This is a genomic window from Candidatus Nitrosotalea okcheonensis (assembly GCF_900177045.1).
Taxonomy (GTDB): domain Archaea; phylum Thermoproteota; class Nitrososphaeria; order Nitrososphaerales; family Nitrosopumilaceae; genus Nitrosotalea; species Nitrosotalea okcheonensis.
The window spans coordinates 1130816-1148619 of sequence record NZ_LT841358.1 but is presented as its reverse complement, the minus strand read 5'-3'; the positions used below and the strand labels follow the sequence as shown (position 1 = coordinate 1148619).

Annotated in this window: 21 protein-coding genes and 1 tRNA gene; 16 read left to right on the top strand and 6 right to left on the bottom strand. The window is 34.9% G+C overall.

Annotation, left to right across the window (positions count from 1 at the left end; genetic code table 11):
• Positions 1-303: 303 nt before the first annotated feature.
• Entirely contained in the window at positions 304-2058 is a 1755-nt protein-coding gene (locus tag BQ3481_RS06820) for an AIPR family protein (RefSeq protein ID WP_157927604.1), read from the bottom strand.
• A gap of 82 nt (positions 2059-2140) precedes the next feature.
• Here BQ3481_RS06820 and BQ3481_RS06815 point away from each other — a divergent pair, with 82 nt between their 5' ends.
• Together BQ3481_RS06815 and BQ3481_RS06810 are read left to right on the top strand one after the other, a co-directional pair.
• Positions 2141-2512, top strand: coding sequence for a hypothetical protein (locus BQ3481_RS06815; protein ID WP_157927603.1), 372 nt, complete (start codon positions 2141-2143; stop codon positions 2510-2512).
• A gap of 167 nt (positions 2513-2679) precedes the next feature.
• Positions 2680-3384 carry an integrase gene (locus BQ3481_RS06810; RefSeq protein ID WP_157927602.1) on the top strand — a complete coding sequence of 235 codons (705 nt, stop codon included), beginning with the start codon at positions 2680-2682 and terminating at the stop codon, positions 3382-3384.
• A 1056-nt stretch (positions 3385-4440) separates the two neighbouring features.
• Here the strand turns inward: BQ3481_RS06810 and BQ3481_RS06805 are convergent.
• Entirely contained in the window at positions 4441-4707 is a 267-nt protein-coding gene (locus BQ3481_RS06805; RefSeq protein WP_157927601.1) for a winged helix-turn-helix transcriptional regulator, read from the bottom strand.
• Positions 4708-4850: 143 nt separating this feature from the next.
• Here BQ3481_RS06805 and BQ3481_RS06800 point away from each other — a divergent pair, with 143 nt between their 5' ends.
• The 11 genes from BQ3481_RS06800 (at position 4851) to BQ3481_RS06750 (ending at position 13808) form a co-directional block, all read left to right on the top strand.
• Positions 4851-5930, top strand: coding sequence for a DUF4352 domain-containing protein (locus BQ3481_RS06800; protein ID WP_157927600.1), 1080 nt, complete (start codon positions 4851-4853; stop codon positions 5928-5930).
• Positions 5931-6531: 601 nt separating this feature from the next.
• A complete protein-coding gene (locus BQ3481_RS06795; RefSeq protein ID WP_157927599.1) occupies positions 6532-7122 on the top strand; it encodes a hypothetical protein in 591 nt (196 codons plus the stop codon).
• Position 7123: 1 nt separating this feature from the next.
• Positions 7124-7372: a tetratricopeptide repeat protein gene (locus BQ3481_RS06790; protein WP_157927598.1), complete on the top strand. Its 249-nt coding sequence runs from the start codon at positions 7124-7126 to the stop codon at positions 7370-7372.
• Positions 7359-7772: a hypothetical protein gene (locus BQ3481_RS06785; RefSeq protein ID WP_157927597.1), complete on the top strand. Its 414-nt coding sequence runs from the start codon at positions 7359-7361 to the stop codon at positions 7770-7772. Before BQ3481_RS06790 ends, BQ3481_RS06785 begins: the two co-directional genes overlap by 14 nt.
• Positions 7773-7917: 145 nt before the next feature.
• Complete coding sequence (locus BQ3481_RS06780) at positions 7918-8772, top strand: HAD family hydrolase (RefSeq protein ID WP_157927596.1); 855 nt, start codon at positions 7918-7920, stop codon at positions 8770-8772.
• Positions 8773-8782: 10 nt separating this feature from the next.
• Complete coding sequence (locus BQ3481_RS06775) at positions 8783-10234, top strand: AbiTii domain-containing protein (RefSeq protein WP_157927595.1); 1452 nt, start codon at positions 8783-8785, stop codon at positions 10232-10234.
• Complete coding sequence (locus BQ3481_RS06770) at positions 10231-11109, top strand: trypsin-like peptidase domain-containing protein (RefSeq protein WP_157927594.1); 879 nt, start codon at positions 10231-10233, stop codon at positions 11107-11109. Before BQ3481_RS06775 ends, BQ3481_RS06770 begins: the two co-directional genes overlap by 4 nt.
• 95 nt (positions 11110-11204) lie before the next feature.
• A complete protein-coding gene (locus tag BQ3481_RS06765) occupies positions 11205-12650 on the top strand; it encodes a hypothetical protein (protein ID WP_157927593.1) in 1446 nt (481 codons plus the stop codon).
• On the top strand, positions 12650-13030 hold the full coding sequence (locus tag BQ3481_RS06760) for a Fic family protein (RefSeq protein WP_157927592.1): 381 nt from the start codon (positions 12650-12652) through the stop codon (positions 13028-13030). The genes BQ3481_RS06765 and BQ3481_RS06760 overlap by 1 nt, the downstream gene beginning before the upstream one ends.
• Positions 13031-13051: 21 nt before the next feature.
• Positions 13052-13360, top strand: coding sequence for a hypothetical protein (locus BQ3481_RS06755; protein WP_157927591.1), 309 nt, complete (start codon positions 13052-13054; stop codon positions 13358-13360).
• A 4-nt stretch (positions 13361-13364) separates the two neighbouring features.
• Positions 13365-13808, top strand: a complete 444-nt coding sequence (locus tag BQ3481_RS06750; protein ID WP_157927590.1) for a hypothetical protein — start codon at positions 13365-13367, stop codon at positions 13806-13808.
• A gap of 288 nt (positions 13809-14096) precedes the next feature.
• Here the strand turns inward: BQ3481_RS06750 and BQ3481_RS06745 are convergent.
• A tRNA-Cys gene (locus BQ3481_RS06745) sits at positions 14097-14168 on the bottom strand.
• Between the two features lie 41 nt (positions 14169-14209).
• A complete protein-coding gene (locus BQ3481_RS06740) occupies positions 14210-14431 on the bottom strand; it encodes a histone family protein (protein ID WP_157927589.1) in 222 nt (73 codons plus the stop codon).
• A 98-nt stretch (positions 14432-14529) separates the two neighbouring features.
• Between BQ3481_RS06740 and BQ3481_RS06735 the strand changes: the two genes are divergently transcribed.
• Genes BQ3481_RS06735 through cgi121 form a run of 3 tightly spaced genes read left to right on the top strand, consistent with a single transcriptional unit; the run spans position 14530 to position 16405 of the window.
• Positions 14530-15285, top strand: coding sequence for a TatD family hydrolase (locus BQ3481_RS06735; RefSeq protein ID WP_157927588.1), 756 nt, complete (start codon positions 14530-14532; stop codon positions 15283-15285).
• 31 nt (positions 15286-15316) lie between these two features.
• Positions 15317-15577, top strand: a complete 261-nt coding sequence (locus BQ3481_RS06730; protein ID WP_157927587.1) for a hypothetical protein — start codon at positions 15317-15319, stop codon at positions 15575-15577.
• 48 nt (positions 15578-15625) lie between these two features.
• Positions 15626-16405, top strand: coding sequence for a KEOPS complex subunit Cgi121 (gene cgi121 / locus BQ3481_RS06725; RefSeq protein WP_157927586.1), 780 nt, complete (start codon positions 15626-15628; stop codon positions 16403-16405).
• Here cgi121 and BQ3481_RS06720 read toward each other — a convergent pair.
• Together BQ3481_RS06720 and BQ3481_RS06715 are read right to left on the bottom strand one after the other, a co-directional pair.
• The gene (locus BQ3481_RS06720; RefSeq protein ID WP_157927585.1) at positions 16394-16915 is read right to left on the bottom strand and encodes a THUMP domain-containing protein; all 522 of its coding nucleotides are present in this window, start codon (positions 16913-16915) and stop codon (positions 16394-16396) included. The genes cgi121 and BQ3481_RS06720 overlap by 12 nt on opposite strands.
• Positions 16912-17502 (bottom strand): L-threonylcarbamoyladenylate synthase, encoded by a 591-nt coding sequence (locus BQ3481_RS06715; RefSeq protein WP_231911752.1) that lies wholly within the window; start codon positions 17500-17502, stop codon positions 16912-16914. The genes BQ3481_RS06720 and BQ3481_RS06715 overlap by 4 nt, the downstream gene beginning before the upstream one ends.
• Positions 17503-17804: the final 302 nt, after the last annotated feature.

Genomic DNA, 17804 nt, shown 5'->3' with positions numbered 1-17804 from the left:
ATGGGTACCTGGATAATGCTCTCCAATTTTCTTCGAGTAACATTTGCTGCACAACTGACCTTTTATGCTCCAAGACTCCATTGGGACATAAACATGATCCAAAGGGCCTTTGCATATGGCACATTGTTGTGTTTCTACCATGTAGATAACACTCGATTCAGTTCGATATAAAAATCATGTTTGTAAAAACCATATTAAATACTAGCAGGATGTAGAATAAAACAGCGGTAGGATGGATGGCTAATGTGGACCTCCTGCAAGAGAACCTATCAGTCATCATTCTGCCGCATCTAAGTTAATTTTCTAAAAAAGATCTTGGACTACTTTCTGAATGCTGATTATCTCTTCTTCCTCTTGTTTTATTTTCTTCTCTATTACACGAACCATGGAATCCTGCCATACGTGATGAGAGAAGAAATTATGGTATGTATTTGCAGCAGTCATTTCGTCATCAACCACAGTATCTTCTAGGAACTTGGTAGCAATGGTATCTGTAAGTTTGAGTATACGTTGATTTAGCTTGACACTCTTGAATACGGGCTCTAGCTTGGATATGTCTTCTTTAAAGTCGTCTTTTGTAAACAAGATCTTTTCATGAAGGATCTTAAAGTATACCGCAACAAAGAACAAAGTTGCATATCTTTTTGTCTTGTGACCTCCTTTCTTTCCATAGTTGAGGTTTTTCTTTGCGTATTCCTTTACACAGTACGGATAAAGAAGGAGCCTGTAATCATCATTTAATTTCTCGTTGAAGACTTCGTCATATTTGCTGCCTCTTGGCAGGAACTGTGCAGGGGAGCTATATGCCTCCGTTGGTCTTTGTTCTATTCCTGCAACAAATGCCTGTATAGCATCTTTTGCCACTATGACTTTTTTATGGTTATCTGGCAGATATTTGTTGTAAATCGCATCTCCTACAAACTCACTTTGATGAGACTTTGTCTTGGTATCAAATGAGCCACCCTGTATCTCATAAAAATAATGAATATTTTCCATTTGTGATTTTAATGATTTGTGAAAATCCATCAGGGATACCAAATCTTTTCCTCTTACTGCATTCTGGGAATTTCTATATTTTGTAATATTGTTCTGGTCAAGTTCATCTGCAGCCTTTATGATTGTAACCGTTATACTTCCATCCAAATTATGTGTACGTCTAGCATGATCTAATACAGAATTGGATGTCTGTGCTCCGTTTACTATCTGAGGGGAGTGCAACATTATGGAATTGTCCTCCAATTCTTCAAAATCACTTACAACTATTGTTATCCCATTATTGTAGTAAAAGAACTTGTGAGGTACTTCTTGCAAAGTTTCTCTCAATCCCTTGTTTACCGTGGTCTTGAACTGCATCCACTGTCTTATGTTTGACTCAAAGACATAGTCCTTGTTCTTTGTGACAAAATTGGTAAGCTCTCTTAGTTTTAAAATTCCAAGAAGGGTATTCTGATATCGTAGTTTAGTTTCAAGTTTGATGGGAGCTTTTTTGCCTGCCGCTGGTTTTTTTATCCTATCCCAAAGTTTCTGTATTATCACATCCACATCGTATATTTCAACTGCATCAAAATTCTCATCCTCCAGTTTCTGGTCTGTGACATAGATGCATTCTATCTTGAGATTTTTTTCTTGAATTTTTGTCACCAAGTGGGCAAGTTCTGGACGCATTTTTGAGATGTCTCTTCCTTGTAGCTTCTTGACATCTTCCTTGAACTTTGCAATGGCCTCAATTGAATGGGATGTTCCATACTTTGACTGGAATAAATAGATCTTGTCTTCAGAGAAATCTACTGGCAGATATGCATCTATTCCAAGATCATTTGCTCCGTCTATTATTGCATCAGTAGCATCATCTTCGGTTGCTTCAAAGACTCTGGTTAGAACCCACTGTAAGAAATTATGACCTTTTTCAACTTCGCTCTGTGCACTTTCTGCATATTCTTTTATGCTATCCTTGACATTTTGTGAAAACCCGTCCAATGGTTGACCATTGGTGTACTGATATGAAACAGGCTTTGCACCCGGAATGTATTCTAGTAGACCATTACTTCTTTCTGCCAAATTCACTCTATCTACAAATTGCCCTATTTAGAAAAGCAGGTTATTATGATATAATTATGACCTATGATTCACTGATATCCTAATGACTGGAACTATCAAAATCGAAGGCAAAAATCTTGTCTTTGAAATTCATGGAATTGATATAATATTGGCAATAAGAAAAAGCGTAACTATCCCACTGGATCATATATCATCCGTGTCTACTAATGTGGTGGTATCTTGGGAACCTTTTCAGCAACTAAAGATTGCGGGAGCATCACTTCCGGGCGTAGTAAAAGATGGCATGTTCCTTTCAAAAGACGGCCTCTTATTTTTTGAAATGCATAACCCGGAAAAATGCATAACCGTATCCCTAAATAATGAAAAGTACAAAAAAATTATCTTTGAAGTGCAAGATAAAGAATCTACAGCAAAAATCATTCGTGATGCAATATCTAGTAATCATATGGAATGAAAAACAAAGGTGAGGAAGGGATTTGAACCCCTATAGATTCGCTTTGCAGAAGCAATAATACTACTAATACAACTGTACAACGATTTAGGACTTGTGTCAAAGATCTAAACTGGGAAGATTACAAATCATGGCTCGTTGCAAAAAAACAAAAACACTATGCATATGTGATGCTGGACTATTCGCTGAAATACAATGATCTAGCTTTTACTGATGATCTCATATCGTTAGAGTCTACTAGGAAAAAACTAGACGTACTGAAGGCAATTGCCAATCTTACTCGTTATATGGATATCCGATACGACAGTTACTTTCATGATGAATTTACCCATTGGTTAAAACGTAAAGAGATCAAATGGACTACAAAATCTACTGTTAACAATTACAGTCTATCTAATAGAATAAAACTTGAGGACGTGTTGGATTCAATCAAAAAGTTACCTTACAAGCACAAGATATTCTCATTATTTGTGCTAGTATCTGGACTACGGACAGAGGAGGCACTTAGGGCATTTAACAATCATACTGTGTTATGTAATGACGGCATAATGGAGTTATTTTGGGATCGGGGAACAAAGAAATCTAATGCAGTATATTGTCATCCATTACTTCATAACAAAATTGATTTTAAGACGAGTAAAGCCGTCTATACATTTTTGAATAAACGAATACTGGGGTATGAAATACGATTTTTACGAAAGCTTAACTTTACTATTAATTCTGGTAAAGTAGACCCTTTGTTGGCTGAGTTTATGCAGGGCAGACGAGGAAATATCTCTCAAAAGCATTATTTTCTACCATCTATGTATGAGCACAAGAACAAGTGGCTAGAAGCATGGAATCTGATTATCCGTGACGTTGGGGGTGACTGGTAAATTGGTTAGGTATGATTCGCGTCTGGAAATCGCCCACGTCATTGAACTGTTTGAATAAGACCATACCACGTACTAATAGATTGTAGTATAGTTTCTACAATATACCGTACCCATTCTATGAACATTACTTATGTGATCAGTTGTTTCACGTTGGGAGGACACATTAGTAAAACATCGTTTTGCATACAAATTAGTAAATTACTCATTACAAACTACGGTAGGCACAATATCATCGAATTGATTGTATAATTGTAAATCATTGGGGAACTTTGTTCGTAACCAGATCATCAGAGTATAAGGATGTGATCAGGCTTACACACTATACAATCTTTGAAGTATTGATTCACGGTAACATGGTTCCACTGGGTTTGCAGATTAGTAAAATCAATAATTCTGTTTATTTAGTAGTATTATCTTCTTATTGTATCCAGTTAGTCGGAACACTAACAGGGGTAACGTCTTCTCGCTCGAAGGTATAATCCCTTCAGTCTGCTTGCGATGTTGCTGAAGTGTCGATCATAAGACACATGTAAGTGGCGGTAAAGGCACAACGTGCTGTGGTATACAAAGTCCTGACCACTCGCTATCCCGGGATCTTTAACGCAAGAGATAACTAAGCTGTATGTGTCTAAGCACTCTTGCACTTGTGGTTGTATATTATGAATAAGTAAATGACTGATCTAGTTCGATTGTGTAATTGTAAAACTGAAACTCGTTTTGTTCGTAAGGCATTACAACAAGTAGCAGAAATGATTAGGCATGCACATGTTTTACATATCTGATACGACATACTGTACCATATTAGTAAATTAGAAAATCATGCCTGAACAATGATTTGATCGTATAATTGGAAATCATCAAACGCATTTGAACGTAAGCCATTCGCAGTAAGTAGAGGACGATAGTAGGCTAATACTCGTTCAAAGTATGTGTAAAATGTTACCGTATGTTGATATCAGTAAATTACCTTATTAGTAAAATTGTGTAAGTGTAATTACTATCTTAGGATAACATCAGACTAGATCATAAAGAAGATAATTACTGAAACCAAATGTATTACAATACAAGTTTTTGTACGCTGATCAGCAGTTGAACTAGTCTCTGTCCTTTGTCTGTCAGTTTGTATGTAGTTTGAATGGGTTTTGTTGGCTTTACTGTTCTATCAATTAGTTTACGATTTGTCAAGTCTTGTAATGAAACTGAGAGTACACTTCGAGTTTTAATGACAGTTTTTTCTAGTTCAGAATATCGTGCTTCATGGTTATCGTGAAGATAAAACAATATTCTAATGTCACTAATTTGGAATAGTTCTTCCCAGTCCAATGGTTATAGCAAACTAGCATGGATTCATAAGATAGTACCATGTTCTAACAGATGTAGTACCTGTTTAACCGAGTACTTAATAGGAACTCAAAGAAAAATCACTCAATGAAGTCGTATCTACTTGGAACGATTGGTGGTTTATCTTGATACGCAATTCTACTAGAACAGTAATCATTGTTACAATATTGGCCCTTGGAGCAGGGATTGTTATTGGTACTTCCGTGAATGTTGAAGCTCAGACGTCATTACCACCTATTCCAAAATGGATAAAAAATATTGCCAAATGGTGGGGTGAGGGCCAAATTAGTGATGATGAATATGTTAAATCCATACAGTGGTTAATTGACAACAAAATAATATCTATCACAAATAATCAACCTCCTCAGAATATTCAATCAAGCACAGATCAAGGAAATAATGTATTATCTGCACCAAAGTATTCTGAATATATTGGAGAATTTTTTGCAACATCACAACCTGATAGAATTCAAGCTAGGTTTAGTTTGACAGATTCTTCGAATAACTACATTTCATCAGATGGTATAGGAATTGTATCTATTGTTAATTCAAATAATGAAACAGTTTACACTGGAACTGTAAATGTTAGTAAAGATGATTTCAAGCAATACAGCTATCTCATAAGTGGGAAGAATACACTTGCTTATGTCTGGGAAATACCTTCTAACCAAATAAAACAAGGAAGTTCTGGCTATGGTACTGTTTATCTGTCCTTTAAAACAAATGATCTAACATTCGAAAAGATTAGCACGTCAATATTTGGATTGATGACATTAAGTCCACAAGCTATTCAACAAATACAAGATCAAGATTTTTCTAAAAATGCTGTAAAAGTTAATCAAAAAATCTCAAAAGGGCATTTTGAAGTATCTGTGATTGATGCGGGACAATTTGTAACGAATCAACTTGGAACAAAAGAGACTGACTTTAGAATAGATCTACAAGTGAAAAATTATGGAACTGAAGCAGATGATTTTGTACCAACTGCCATGGCTATATTGGATAGTGCAGGAAACCAGTACGATACAACTTATGGTGGTTCTTTGGATACGCTTACACAAATCTATCCTGGTGTTACAAAGAGTGGATCGATTCTATTCAAAGGTGTGCCTGAGGGTACAAATAATATAAAGTTGGTATTTCAATTAGGATATGATGAGAATTTCAAACCATATCAATTTGAATATGATATTTCATTAAAATAATTTACAATTAGTAATTAACTCAAAATCCTCATGTGATCTGCAAGTGTACAAATTGGTATTAGTTGATAAAATGTCGTACACAAATAATTGTGAACGTGTTAATTTTAATTAGCTATTAGTTGGATTTAGAATGAATGTAGTTTGCCTCCTATAGAAATTTATCAAGAAGGTGAAATTCCTCCTCTAGCAGAAATGCTCTATTCTATGTATGATGAAGATGGACTCTTCTTTATGGTTGATGCTATGAAGGAAGTAATTGAATTCTTACCTCAGTTGATCCTAGTTCAAGTAAAGAGGAACACGAGAAACAGATCCAGGTATTGAATCTAGAACTCATTGTAAAATTCTGTCAGTATTCTGAAAATCTTGCTGTACTAGCGTTGACATTCAAATCTACTTTTGATATGGTAACGAAGAGAAATTAGGGCTTTTAAAAAAAATTTCATCATATGGCATATCAGAAGTTGTTGATTTCTATACTCATATAGGAAAACGAAACATAGCATATGTTTCAAAATTTGTTGGTTATCCACCATTAGAGCTTCAAGAGCAAAAATCAGCTGGGATCATTCAAAGATCATGTGATAACATCAAAAGCGAGATGACAAAAATAGGAACATCGTATCAAGAATATCGTGCACTATATGATGCATACAAACATGGCTACAGATTATTTTTTGGTAGAGATGATAATACACATGATGATGCTTATGCTTACATAGACAGCGAAGGAAAACAAAAAGCAGTTACTGTAAATAAGGAAGGGCTCGATCAAATATTTTCATCCATAAAACAATGTAGGAATATTATACGAATGATCTTACAAAGTCATAATGAACGAGTAAAACACGAGAAAAGTGGAGAAAAGATGGGAGTTGTAAATATTCCAAGATTGAAAAAACCAAACGATCCGCAAGTAACGGATGACTTATGTTTCACATATCCTACAAGAGGTGATAAACTTCTAAGAGAAATTAAAGAAGGGGAAGAAGTCTATAATATGTTCAAGGAAAGTCTAGAAATGAAACACAATGGCAAAATTGTGGCCATAGATATGGATGAAAAAAATATTGTTGCTATGGATTATGATATAAAGAATGTCATGGCAACAATAAAAGAAAAAGGATATTCTGGAAGGTTGCGTATTAGAAGAATTGGTAAAAATGATGCGACTGGAACAGGAATTTATTAAATTGAATGAGAATACAGTCGAATTACTCTCCAACAAGGGTTCTATTTTAGCTGAAAAATATGGTAAAATTTCTGAAGCTTTAGTATGTTATAACAATGCATTGGAAATTAATCCTGATTATGTTAATGCGTTAATTGGAAAGGGATCTTGTCTTGCTACGTTTGGTGAAACTAAAACAGCAATCTTGTTTTATAATGAAGCGTTAAAAATAGATCCTCGAAATGTGGATGCGTTAATTGGTAAGGGATGACATAGGCACAGAATGGATAATTCATGATGTTACGCCTTTTAAGAAAAATGCAACTGGTTTTGTAGATGGGCTATCTCAGAGTTTTACAATAGGTTCAGATTTTACGGCATCAACATCAACTGTGGCAGTTTACAAATTCGATTCATCGGATGATGCTAGCAAGTACTATGATAATTTTGTTGCAGCATCTAAGGCAGGTGGGGGATATACTGAATGGACGCCGGGAGGCATTAATGCTGATAAATGCTATGGAAAACAACAAGATTATCCGGGAGGAAGCATTAACAGTCTATTCTGCATCAAAGGTAACTTTGGTGCAGGTGTAGTGGAAGAGGGAACTGATTTGGACATATCTACCAACGTACAAAAATTCACAACGATTGTTTTGAATAAATTATGATATCAGGAATCGCCCACGTCATTGAATAAATGAGATTGGGCCTGATCAGGTTCGTACACAATTGTATGTTTTATCGAAAATACTGTACCTAATATTCAAAATAGATCCTTTAAGGAACCATTTGTAACAACAAAAAGGTGAATCGTTGAACCAAAACACTATTGCAATCATTTGTGACTGTGATGAAACTTTAGCTCCTGATACTACAGGGTTTTTGCTTGATTATAATGGATTATCACAGAAGTTATTTTGGGAAAATGTATCAAAGATGGTTTCTCAAGGCTGGGATCCGCCTTTGGCATACATGAATGAGATTGTTGAACTAATGAAATCATGTCATATTGAACAAGATACTAATGAAAAACTAACTGCACTTGGAGAGCATGTTAAACCATACAAAGGAGTTCCAGAGTTTATTCCAGAATTGAAATCCATGATAAAGCAAAACAAGGATTTTACTAAAGCAGGTATCAGCCTAGAATGTTATATCATATCCTCTGGAATGGAGGATCTCATCAAAGGCAGTGTTCTTTCAAAATATTTTGATGATATCTTTGCAGGAAGGTTTGCAATAGATATGCATGGTAGTATCGTAGGAATAAAATCAAGTGTTACATTTACTGAAAAGACCAAATTTTTGTATGCAATTAACAAGGGAATATCAGGAACTGACTTGCGAAAAAAGCCATACCTAGTAAATAATGCAATCAAGCGGGTAGATAGAAGAATTCCTTTTGAGTACATGATATACCTTGGAGATGGGCCAAGCGACATTCCATGTTTTTCTGCTGTGAGAGATTACGGGGGTAATTGCATAGGAATAGTTGGAAAAGACTCGGCCCACAAGGGGTATGAATTGGCCAGAGGAAAAAGAACAACCGTTGGCCCATACTCTAGGAACTATGAAAAGGGTAGTGATCTGAGAATGATGCTTGAAACTATAATCAACAAGATAGGGTATCAGATTGTAACCAAGAAAAAAGAATCTGGATTAAATTAGTCCAGATAGTTTGAACGAAATCCCGTACACACATGAATTAGAAACAGATCAACAAGTCTTTAAGTTCATAACTAAAAAAGAAATTATGACATCGAAAGATCTTATTCATGATATCTCAAATCTTTATGATGTGATATACCATCCGCCTGACATGTTAACTTTTGATGAAAAAGAGGAACTGATAGAAGAAAAACTAACTTCTCTACTGATATCATATGGCGGGTTGATGGGACGCATGAAAGAAAATTTTCCAGATAAGTATGAAACTATAAAAGAAATATATTCGCAAATTACGTCTTTATCTCAAAGTCGCATACGCCAACGAGTCGTAAGTCACGATAGACGTATGATCGCTATAGAAATCTCAAGACTCGCATCACAAGCATATGAATATGTCAAAGCTATGGAAGAAAATACTGCTTCCTCAAAATCTAATCAGGCACTAAAGAATGCAAAAAAACTGCGTGAAGATCTACGCTCCGAGTCAATCATTATGGGTGACTTGTTACGAGAATGCAAAACCATTTGTAGATATCTGGGAATTTCAGAAAACAATCAATGGATTGATTGGGAAATGAATGGCTATCAAGGACTCTTTAAGACTAAAGGTGAGGCTAGAGAGAAACTCCCAAAATATAGATTGGCCAGTATGATTTTTTATAATCCATTTAATCGACAATTACAGCTGCCTCATTACATAAATGAAATATTCGGAATAGCTGAATTAGAACAACCTATTGCAGAATTAGAACCTCTCAAGAAAAATGGTATGATGATTCACAGTAGCGCAACTCTTGATGAATTGAACAAAATGCTTAGAGAAAAAGGATCTTTAAACGAGGACTCTTTTGTTTCTATTGCGAGTGTACCTAATAATTACATTGACCGAGTAATTAACGGAGTTAAAAATAGAATCCATGAATTTCTAGATGAAATAATTTTGGAATTGGAATATGGAAAAATTCCTGAAGAGATTTTCAGTCAAATAAGACGAGAAGTAGATCATAAACTTACAACTTTGTGTCCAGGCGCAATTGAAAAATTAACAATTACATACGAACAGCTTTCTCTCGATAAGAATCCTGAAATATATTCTCAAGTTGCTGCTACTTGTAGGAGAGTGATCAAAGATGTTGCTGACGTATTATATCCTCCAACGACTGATGTTAGTCATTCTGAAAATGGGAAGCCTATACAATTAGACGATACTAAATTCAAAAATAGAATTCTGGAAGCCATGAAATTATCTATTGATAGTAATACTGAGAAAATATTCATTTCTTCCATGTTTAGTTATGTGGATGAATTTCTTAGTGGGATTTACCGCTATGCTAGTAAGGGAGATCATGCAAAATTTAACAAAACAGATGCGACTAGATGTGTAGTTTATACCTATTTGTTACTTGGTGATATTCTTCATTATTATACAGTGGATAAAACTAATTTGGAAAAAATAAAATGAGTTTTCCAAAAGATCAGAAAATAATTCAACAGATCAAATCAGCTACAGTGTCTATAGGATTAATGGATATGGATACAAAATTAGTTGGAATAAACGGTAGTGGTTTCATTTATGATTCACGTGGATATGTCATGACTGCAGCTCATGTGTTAAACGAATGCATAGATATAGAAAAATCATTACAAGCAAAAGGAAAAAATGTTGAAACAGTTGTATTACTTCCAGTCGCTTCAGAAACTGAGAGTGCAGTAATACCCATAGTTGTAAATGGTAGGCTCTTAGCTAATAGGGATGCAGGTCAGCAATCTACATCTGATCCTTATGAAATGGATGTTGCTTTAGCTAAAATGAAGAATGTTAACAATACTTCGTATCCATCTATAAAAATAAAAAAGAAACCGTCAAAGATACAAATTTCTGATGAAATATCTATGTGTGGCTTTCCTCGAGGATCACATTCATTGTCTACTATAACTACAAAGATAACTGGAGTGAGACTTAGTCCAATAATTCAATTTGGACATGTGGGTGCGTTATTACCTTCAGATAATGTAAAAGATCCATATGGAATTCAAACTGATATAATTGGTACTTCGAGTTCTAGTGGTTCTCCATTAGTAGATCCTAATACTGGAGAAGTGATAGGTTTGGCACAAAATGTGATTCCTTCAACCTTTGAACTTAAGACTGCTGAAAAACTACAAGGAGAACTTTTGGTGGGTCTAGTGTGGGGAGATATTTGTAATAGGTTTTATGATCTAGCTGAAGCTACTAAAGATGGATTTGATAACGCACATCAAAAGAAATTCAATACGGATGTTACAAAATTTAATGCATCATTGGGGCCTGATATTAAACCGCCAATTAAAGAATAGAAACAATCATGCATATGATCTTAGTATATAAGAATTACAGAATGCGAAATTCTAAAAAAACTAGATTAAGATAAACCTCGTGATTATAGTACTTCATGAAAAGAAAAGATCTATTATCATGTCTTCCACAACCAGGTAAAATATTTGATCTGAAAGAAATACGATCTGACCTAAAAAAGAAAGGATTTCACAAAGAAGCTAACGGAAAAAACCTATACAAATCAATTGAATCATTAGTGGAAGAAAATTTTCTAGAAAAAGTAGATGTACGCCATTACAAAGTCATTGATGTAAATAATAGATTAGATCTTACAAAATATCTAATAAGGAAGAATCTAGAAAATAGATCAGTAATAGAATGGGATACTGGTAGTGGTCTTTTATCACGACCTCGAACTGAGGGAGTTATTCTTGGAATACCGCCAAATCATGAATTCGAACAAAAATGGCAAGGACTGTGTTATTCTATCCTGAAAACAAGAATGTCAAACATATTTCATGCGATTACTGAATTAGTAACTTCAGTCGATAAAATTCCTGTATATGGCTCAGGTTATGTGCGTGAGGCAAGCCTAGAGTTAATTCCGTTCTTTATTGGTGAACTTGCAGGAGATGATCATGATGGATTGGATGAAAGAAGCTTGATTGTGCTAATAGAAAATCTTGTTCAAAATAATGAATTTCGTAATGTGGTTCATGTTGAAGATTTGGAGGAATTAAATCAGATGTTGACTATCTTTAAGACAGGCCTAACAAATTACAAGTCAAACAGTAAGAAACCTAAAGACTTTGGAATGGTTATGTTTCCTGGTTCATTCACAATCGATCCCAATATGCCTCATGAAAAAGATGTTCTTGAATTCATGGGCTCTGATCTAAAAAAGAACAAAAATGCTGAAAAAATAGTTGCTAATTTATCGACTTGGTATTATCCGGAAGAAGTAGGACGAATTTTTAGGAAATATGACGGATATTATTCAGCTAAAATTACTACAAAAATTCATGAATTACATGATATGATTGAAACTGGATTTATTGTAATATTCTGTCTTTATGACATAGATTATTGTCATAGAGTAATTGACGGACTTGAATCTAAGAAACTTAAGGTTGGATATTATGATCATGATGGTCATTATGTTGGCAGAAAAAATACGCTGTTTGTAATGTTTCTATCTGATGGCTTTTATGTAAACAGTAGTCGTCCAACTGGTTCATCACGATTAATAAAGACTGAAAGACAAATCAAACAAAAGGCATACTATGAAGATATTTTTAATAAAACAATAGAAAAACTCAAGGAAATTTTCAAACAGAAAGGAGGAATTGATAAATGCATACAATATGCAACATTTGCATCTGAAATCAAACTAAATTCTAGCCCGAGATTTGTATTATCTGATATGAATTGGAAACGTATTCTCAAAGATATGGGTTACTCTCCTACTGAAGATCAAATACAACAATGGGTTGACGAAGGAAAGAAGGAGGCTAAGAAATTTGTAAAAAAATGGATTAATCGAAAGAGAGATGAGATTTAATGGTGATTTATTATCTAGCTAAAGAACAGATAGAAGAAATTCACAAAAGTCTTCAACCTAAACCAAAAGCATTTGGTTACTTATACGAAGGAGGAGTGGATTTTATGTTATACCAAGTGGAAGAGGTTTATGAAAATGAACCTGAAAGAGATGCCATAATCGGTAAAGCTGCATATCTGTGGCATACATTATCTTTTAACCAATATTTTGCTGATGGTAATAAAAGGATGGGATTTGTAATTGCCGATACTTTTCTTCGAATAAATGGTATTATTTTTAACGCTGACATAAATTATAAACACCAAATCTCTACAGGAATAGCACTAAAAACCCATAATGTTGAGGATGTACGACGCTTAGTTACACAATCCTTAAAATAACTAATCATGACTATGTAATTCATGACTCATGTAGCAGAAAAAGCACCAAAGGACATTGTGGAAAAAGCATCACAACAGTCAATGAAAGATAATGAGGAATTATTACAAAGACTGGAAAACGATGAACTCATGTTTGTTAAACAGATGCAACCTACTGTTCAAGTAATGGGAAATATGGATTTTCTATTAATTTCTAGTAGGGTAGTATTAAACAAAGATCTTGATAATATTGCTACAAGTAGTGGCGCAGTATCATTTTCAATAGGTGCTAAACCGACACAACATGCAATTCAATCAAGAACAAAAGATCCAATCATAATTGGAGCATAGTAGTTTGTCAGTTCAAGAAAAACCTCTAGATTTTGAGGTGGTAAGTGAACCTTGGAACAAATATGAAATAAGAAATGATCATACCATAATTAAAACAAAATATGTGGTAACTAAAATTACTAAGATCAGCTCAAGTGGTCAATCAAACTATCGTATAGATGGTCAAACACTAACTACTGTTATGAACATATCTGGTAAGAAAGGTACTCCGGATGGTACTGTATACACACCAGAAGCACTAAAAAATGAAATGGAGTTCCCTAACATGTCTTATTCAACTCAGCAAGAAGAATGGAATGAATATAGGCTTGACGATAATGCAGTTATCAGATTAAAAGCAACAGTCACTAGTGTATCAAAAACAAAAAAATTCGATCAGAATGGAGATCCAATATACTATGTAGAAAATAATGTAATGTTACAAGTTAGACCTCCGCCAACCCTGTAGAAGGTTTACCCGTAAGCTACTGAGCCAACTAGTTTCATAAAATCCTATTAGGAAGGTTTTGAACATAACTTTAGGTGCTTTGTTCAGTAAAATCGAAAGTGATTATCTGACAGGGAAGGTGACAATTACGAAGTCCTATGAACGTGTACTGAAACATAGGATAAATGCTAAACTAAGGCGTTTTTTCATGGTAGAATTACCTTACATCAAAAAAGCAGGTATTACGGAATTCTATAACGGTATTACGGAAAACAATAACGTGCAGCCCCTTTTACATCAAAATAAGAGAGGTGAGGAAGGGATTTGAACCCCTATAGATTCGCTTTGCAGGCGAACGCATAGCCACTCTGCCACCTCACCGCGATCAAAATGTCTTTACTTGAACAATTAAATCTTTTAGATTAAAATTTTGAAAATTGCTTTGCAGCCAGTCTGATATCTTCTGATTTTATCGTTTTTCTACCTGCATGTATTGACATCTCTACTGCATTTTTTGCAATTGAAACACCAATTTCCTCCAGTATTCTTCGAAGTTCATTGGCAGATTCATCACTTACTCTTTCTGCGCCTGCTTTTTTCAAAATTCTGTACATTACAGAAAGTCCAAATTCAGATGTTACCATACTATAAATCCGAAAACCCTTGATAAAAGACTTTGAGTGGAAAAAAACTATGCAAGGATCGATTTATACACACTATTTCATGCTCAGATATGTGACAAATGACCTGGCTGACTGATACTCATATCCATCTATCAGACAATGAATATTCTAGTGACATGGAATGTATACTCACTACTATGGATAAAATGAAAATTAGGGCCTGCTGTGTGTCCATGGATAACCAGAGCTCAAAATCCACACTTGATCTGAGTAAGCGTAGCTCCCTCGTCCTTCCCTTTATTGGAATTCATCCTGAAAAAGCAGATGATGATCTACATGCAATGGTGGAACTAATTACTCAAAACTCTAACAAAATATCTGGCATAGGTGAGATTGGTCTTGACAAGACATATGTCTCAGACGAGGCTGGATTCTCAAGGCAAGTATTAGTGTTTCAAAAGATGCTCTCGCTTGCAGAAAAATTAGGTAAACCAATATCTGTTCACTCAAGGAGAACTCTGGATGAAATTTTTTCTATACTCCCTTCTTATTCTATAAAAGGTGTTTTACTTCATTGGTTTTCTGGCAGCAAAAAACAATTACAAAAGGCAATGGAATTAGGCTGTTTTGTGTCGTATGGACCTGCAATGGTATACTCTGATGACAAACAAGTCCTTCTTTCACAAACACATCATGACAAAATATTGTTGGAAACTGATGGGCCGGTGAAATTCTCCAAGTGCTTTGGTATGAAAACTGCACAAATAGCATTTCTTCCAAGCGTCCTTTTTTGTGCTGCTAGTATCCTGAACAAATCATATGATGAAATGCTGCTTGTAGTAGAAAGAAATGCCGACTCGTATCTTGGTGTATAGGTATAAAAAACCCCTTTGTCCCATGCAATTCGTGAATAGAATCAGACGAATTTCCACAGAACTTATGTCTACTTATAAAGGAAAATTTGATATTGATTTTACACACAACAAACAGGTTCTAAACGAAATCGCAATTGTTAGATCTAAAGGTCTAAAGAACGAAATTGCGGGCTACATTTCTTCTTATCTCAGACGCGAACTAGAGGAGCAAAAAGAAAAAGAGTCTGAAGTGGTTGCTCCAGATGAATCAGTTGATGAGACTGAAGAGATTGAAGAACAGATACTCAACTAGATACATTACAAAAATTCGATATAGTCTAACATATTTTTTGATGATACCATGATAATAGTCAAGCTTCTGGGCAGTGCAAGAAAATCATTTTCATCTGATAAACTTGAAGTTCAACGTGATGGCATCACCATATTTGCACTATTGGATCATCTCAAAGTATCAATACCTGCAAATTTACCTCAGATTGACCACGATAATATCCTAGTTGCAGTAAATGGCGTAGACTCGTCTGTGTTACAAGGAAAGGAGACCTTGTTAAAAAATGGGGATGTTGTAAGCATAATCCCAGTGGTCCATGGCGGAAGATCAAAAAGAATACAGTTTGATTTGATGAATACTACTGTAGAACTTGTATTGCTCAAAAAAACCGTCAAAGAACCAATCAAATTTCTTGAATCTATTCGAGAGACACACCCAGATCTTGTTATCCAAGGAATTCAAGCACGGTATGTCTTGAACGTAGAACATGTCAAAAAAACAGTGGCAATTTCCTTGTCTGCTAAAAGAGCAGATACCTTACTTTCAAATAAACTTGAGACTGATATTCTCATGCGATTTGCATGTACTAGACAAATTAGCGATGCCATATCCAAAGTCGGTGTAAAACCAAATACCGATACCATACTTGTGATAATTGGAAAAAAATCATTGCTTGAAAAACTATTTGATAAAATTAACGATCTTTTAGAGAGTAATGTGTTCTCAAAAGACAATTCCAAATTCATAAAAAAAGAATTTGGAATGACGCAAAAAGAGATTGACTGTGTTATTTCTAGTACGCCTCTGGAAGACTTGCTTGTAGAAAGATCTGCAACACTATTCCATTGAATCTCGTTTGAGTCTTAATGTACTCACAATGTCTTCTTCTTTTAGTATGGAAATCCCTGCAATACCGCCCATTATCTGAATCATGACATTCCAGTAGTAAGACTCTAAAGATACCTTGTTTGGAATTATGTCTGCAATTAAATTTATCAATTCTTTTGAGGATATATCTGATCCTCTTTTTTCAATTGTGATTCTATAAGTATCTATATCCTTCATGATTTTAATTTGGTTTTTTACGCTCTCTACAATGTTTTCAAGATTGGATGAAGTAGTATGTCTTATTGGTATGAATCTGTGACAATATCTCATTCTCCATGGTTCGTCTAGAATTATTTTTTTGATGTTGTCTATCACAGAAAATGGATCAATGCAAGTGTCAATCCAAATTATACCAGAAAAACTTGATTTTCCTATTCTGGGCGAGTCATCCCCGAGATCTTCAATAATTTCAGAAATTTCATTACATGCCTCTTCCTCCATATGTCTGCTGCATGTTGCAATTAAATTCACACTAACGACTCCATTTTTATTTTGCCTTCTCTTACTATTTTTAATTCATTATCTACAACTTCAACTATGGTGGATTCATGCGAGTTGGTAATTTGTCCTCCATCAAGCAATATGTCATAGCCTGAGAATTTACTTGCCACTTCTTTAGAGTCACTAAATGATGATTCCCCAGAAAGATTCGCACTAGTACCTACAAGCAATCGACATTTTTCCAAAAGGGCAAGTACACAAGGATGATTGGGAACTCTCACTGCAATTTTGCCTTTGAGATCAAGGGCTTCTTCAATTTTCTTGTCCTTGACTCTGAGAATCAACGTAACTGGACCAGGCCAAAACTTGTCTGCTATTTTTTCAGAAATCTCATCAAAAAATGCTATGTCTGCAATGTCTTTTTTTGAGTATGCCAAAACCGGAAGTTGTTTCATTTTCTCTCTGCCCTTTATTTTGTAAATCTTGTTAACTGCATCTTGGTTGCGTGGATCACAGCCTATCCCATACACTGTATCGGTAGGAAACACTACGGTTCCTCCCTTTTGTACAATTTCATATGCCTTTTTTATCATGGTATCATTGCACGGTAGAATCACAATTTTTCTTACTGTTTAATAGTAAATTATCTCTTTTTATGAAAATGATATAAGATTGATATGTATACTATAGTACCATGGATGAGATACAACAATGTCAGTGTCCTCCAGGCGGAGAAACCTACGTAAATGAAGACGGTATGCAAATCTGTGTTTCGTGTAGTGGCTGGGTAGGACCAACTAACTAGATTTGAGTGATGATGTCATTGGGACTATGTAAGTCTTTTATAGGAAAATATTTTGTGTGATTATTATGTCAGATGACTTTGAGAATGATTTTGAAGATGAATTCGATGATGATC

Coding starts and splice junctions, on each gene's coding strand:
- BQ3481_RS06770 (WP_157927594.1), top strand. CDS start 10,231: ATGAGTTTTCCAAAAGATCAGAAAATAATTCAACAGATCAAATCAGCT.
- BQ3481_RS06765 (WP_157927593.1), top strand. CDS start 11,205: ATGAAAAGAAAAGATCTATTATCATGTCTTCCACAACCAGGTAAAATA.
- cgi121 (WP_157927586.1), top strand. CDS start 15,626: ATGATAATAGTCAAGCTTCTGGGCAGTGCAAGAAAATCATTTTCATCT.
- BQ3481_RS06740 (WP_157927589.1), bottom strand. CDS start 14,431: ATGGTAACATCTGAATTTGGACTTTCTGTAATGTACAGAATTTTGAAA.
- BQ3481_RS06795 (WP_157927599.1), top strand. CDS start 6,532: ATGACAAAAATAGGAACATCGTATCAAGAATATCGTGCACTATATGAT.
- BQ3481_RS06735 (WP_157927588.1), top strand. CDS start 14,530: ATGACCTGGCTGACTGATACTCATATCCATCTATCAGACAATGAATAT.
- BQ3481_RS06815 (WP_157927603.1), top strand. CDS start 2,141: ATGACTGGAACTATCAAAATCGAAGGCAAAAATCTTGTCTTTGAAATT.
- BQ3481_RS06755 (WP_157927591.1), top strand. CDS start 13,052: ATGACTCATGTAGCAGAAAAAGCACCAAAGGACATTGTGGAAAAAGCA.
- BQ3481_RS06760 (WP_157927592.1), top strand. CDS start 12,650: ATGGTGATTTATTATCTAGCTAAAGAACAGATAGAAGAAATTCACAAA.
- BQ3481_RS06810 (WP_157927602.1), top strand. CDS start 2,680: ATGCTGGACTATTCGCTGAAATACAATGATCTAGCTTTTACTGATGAT.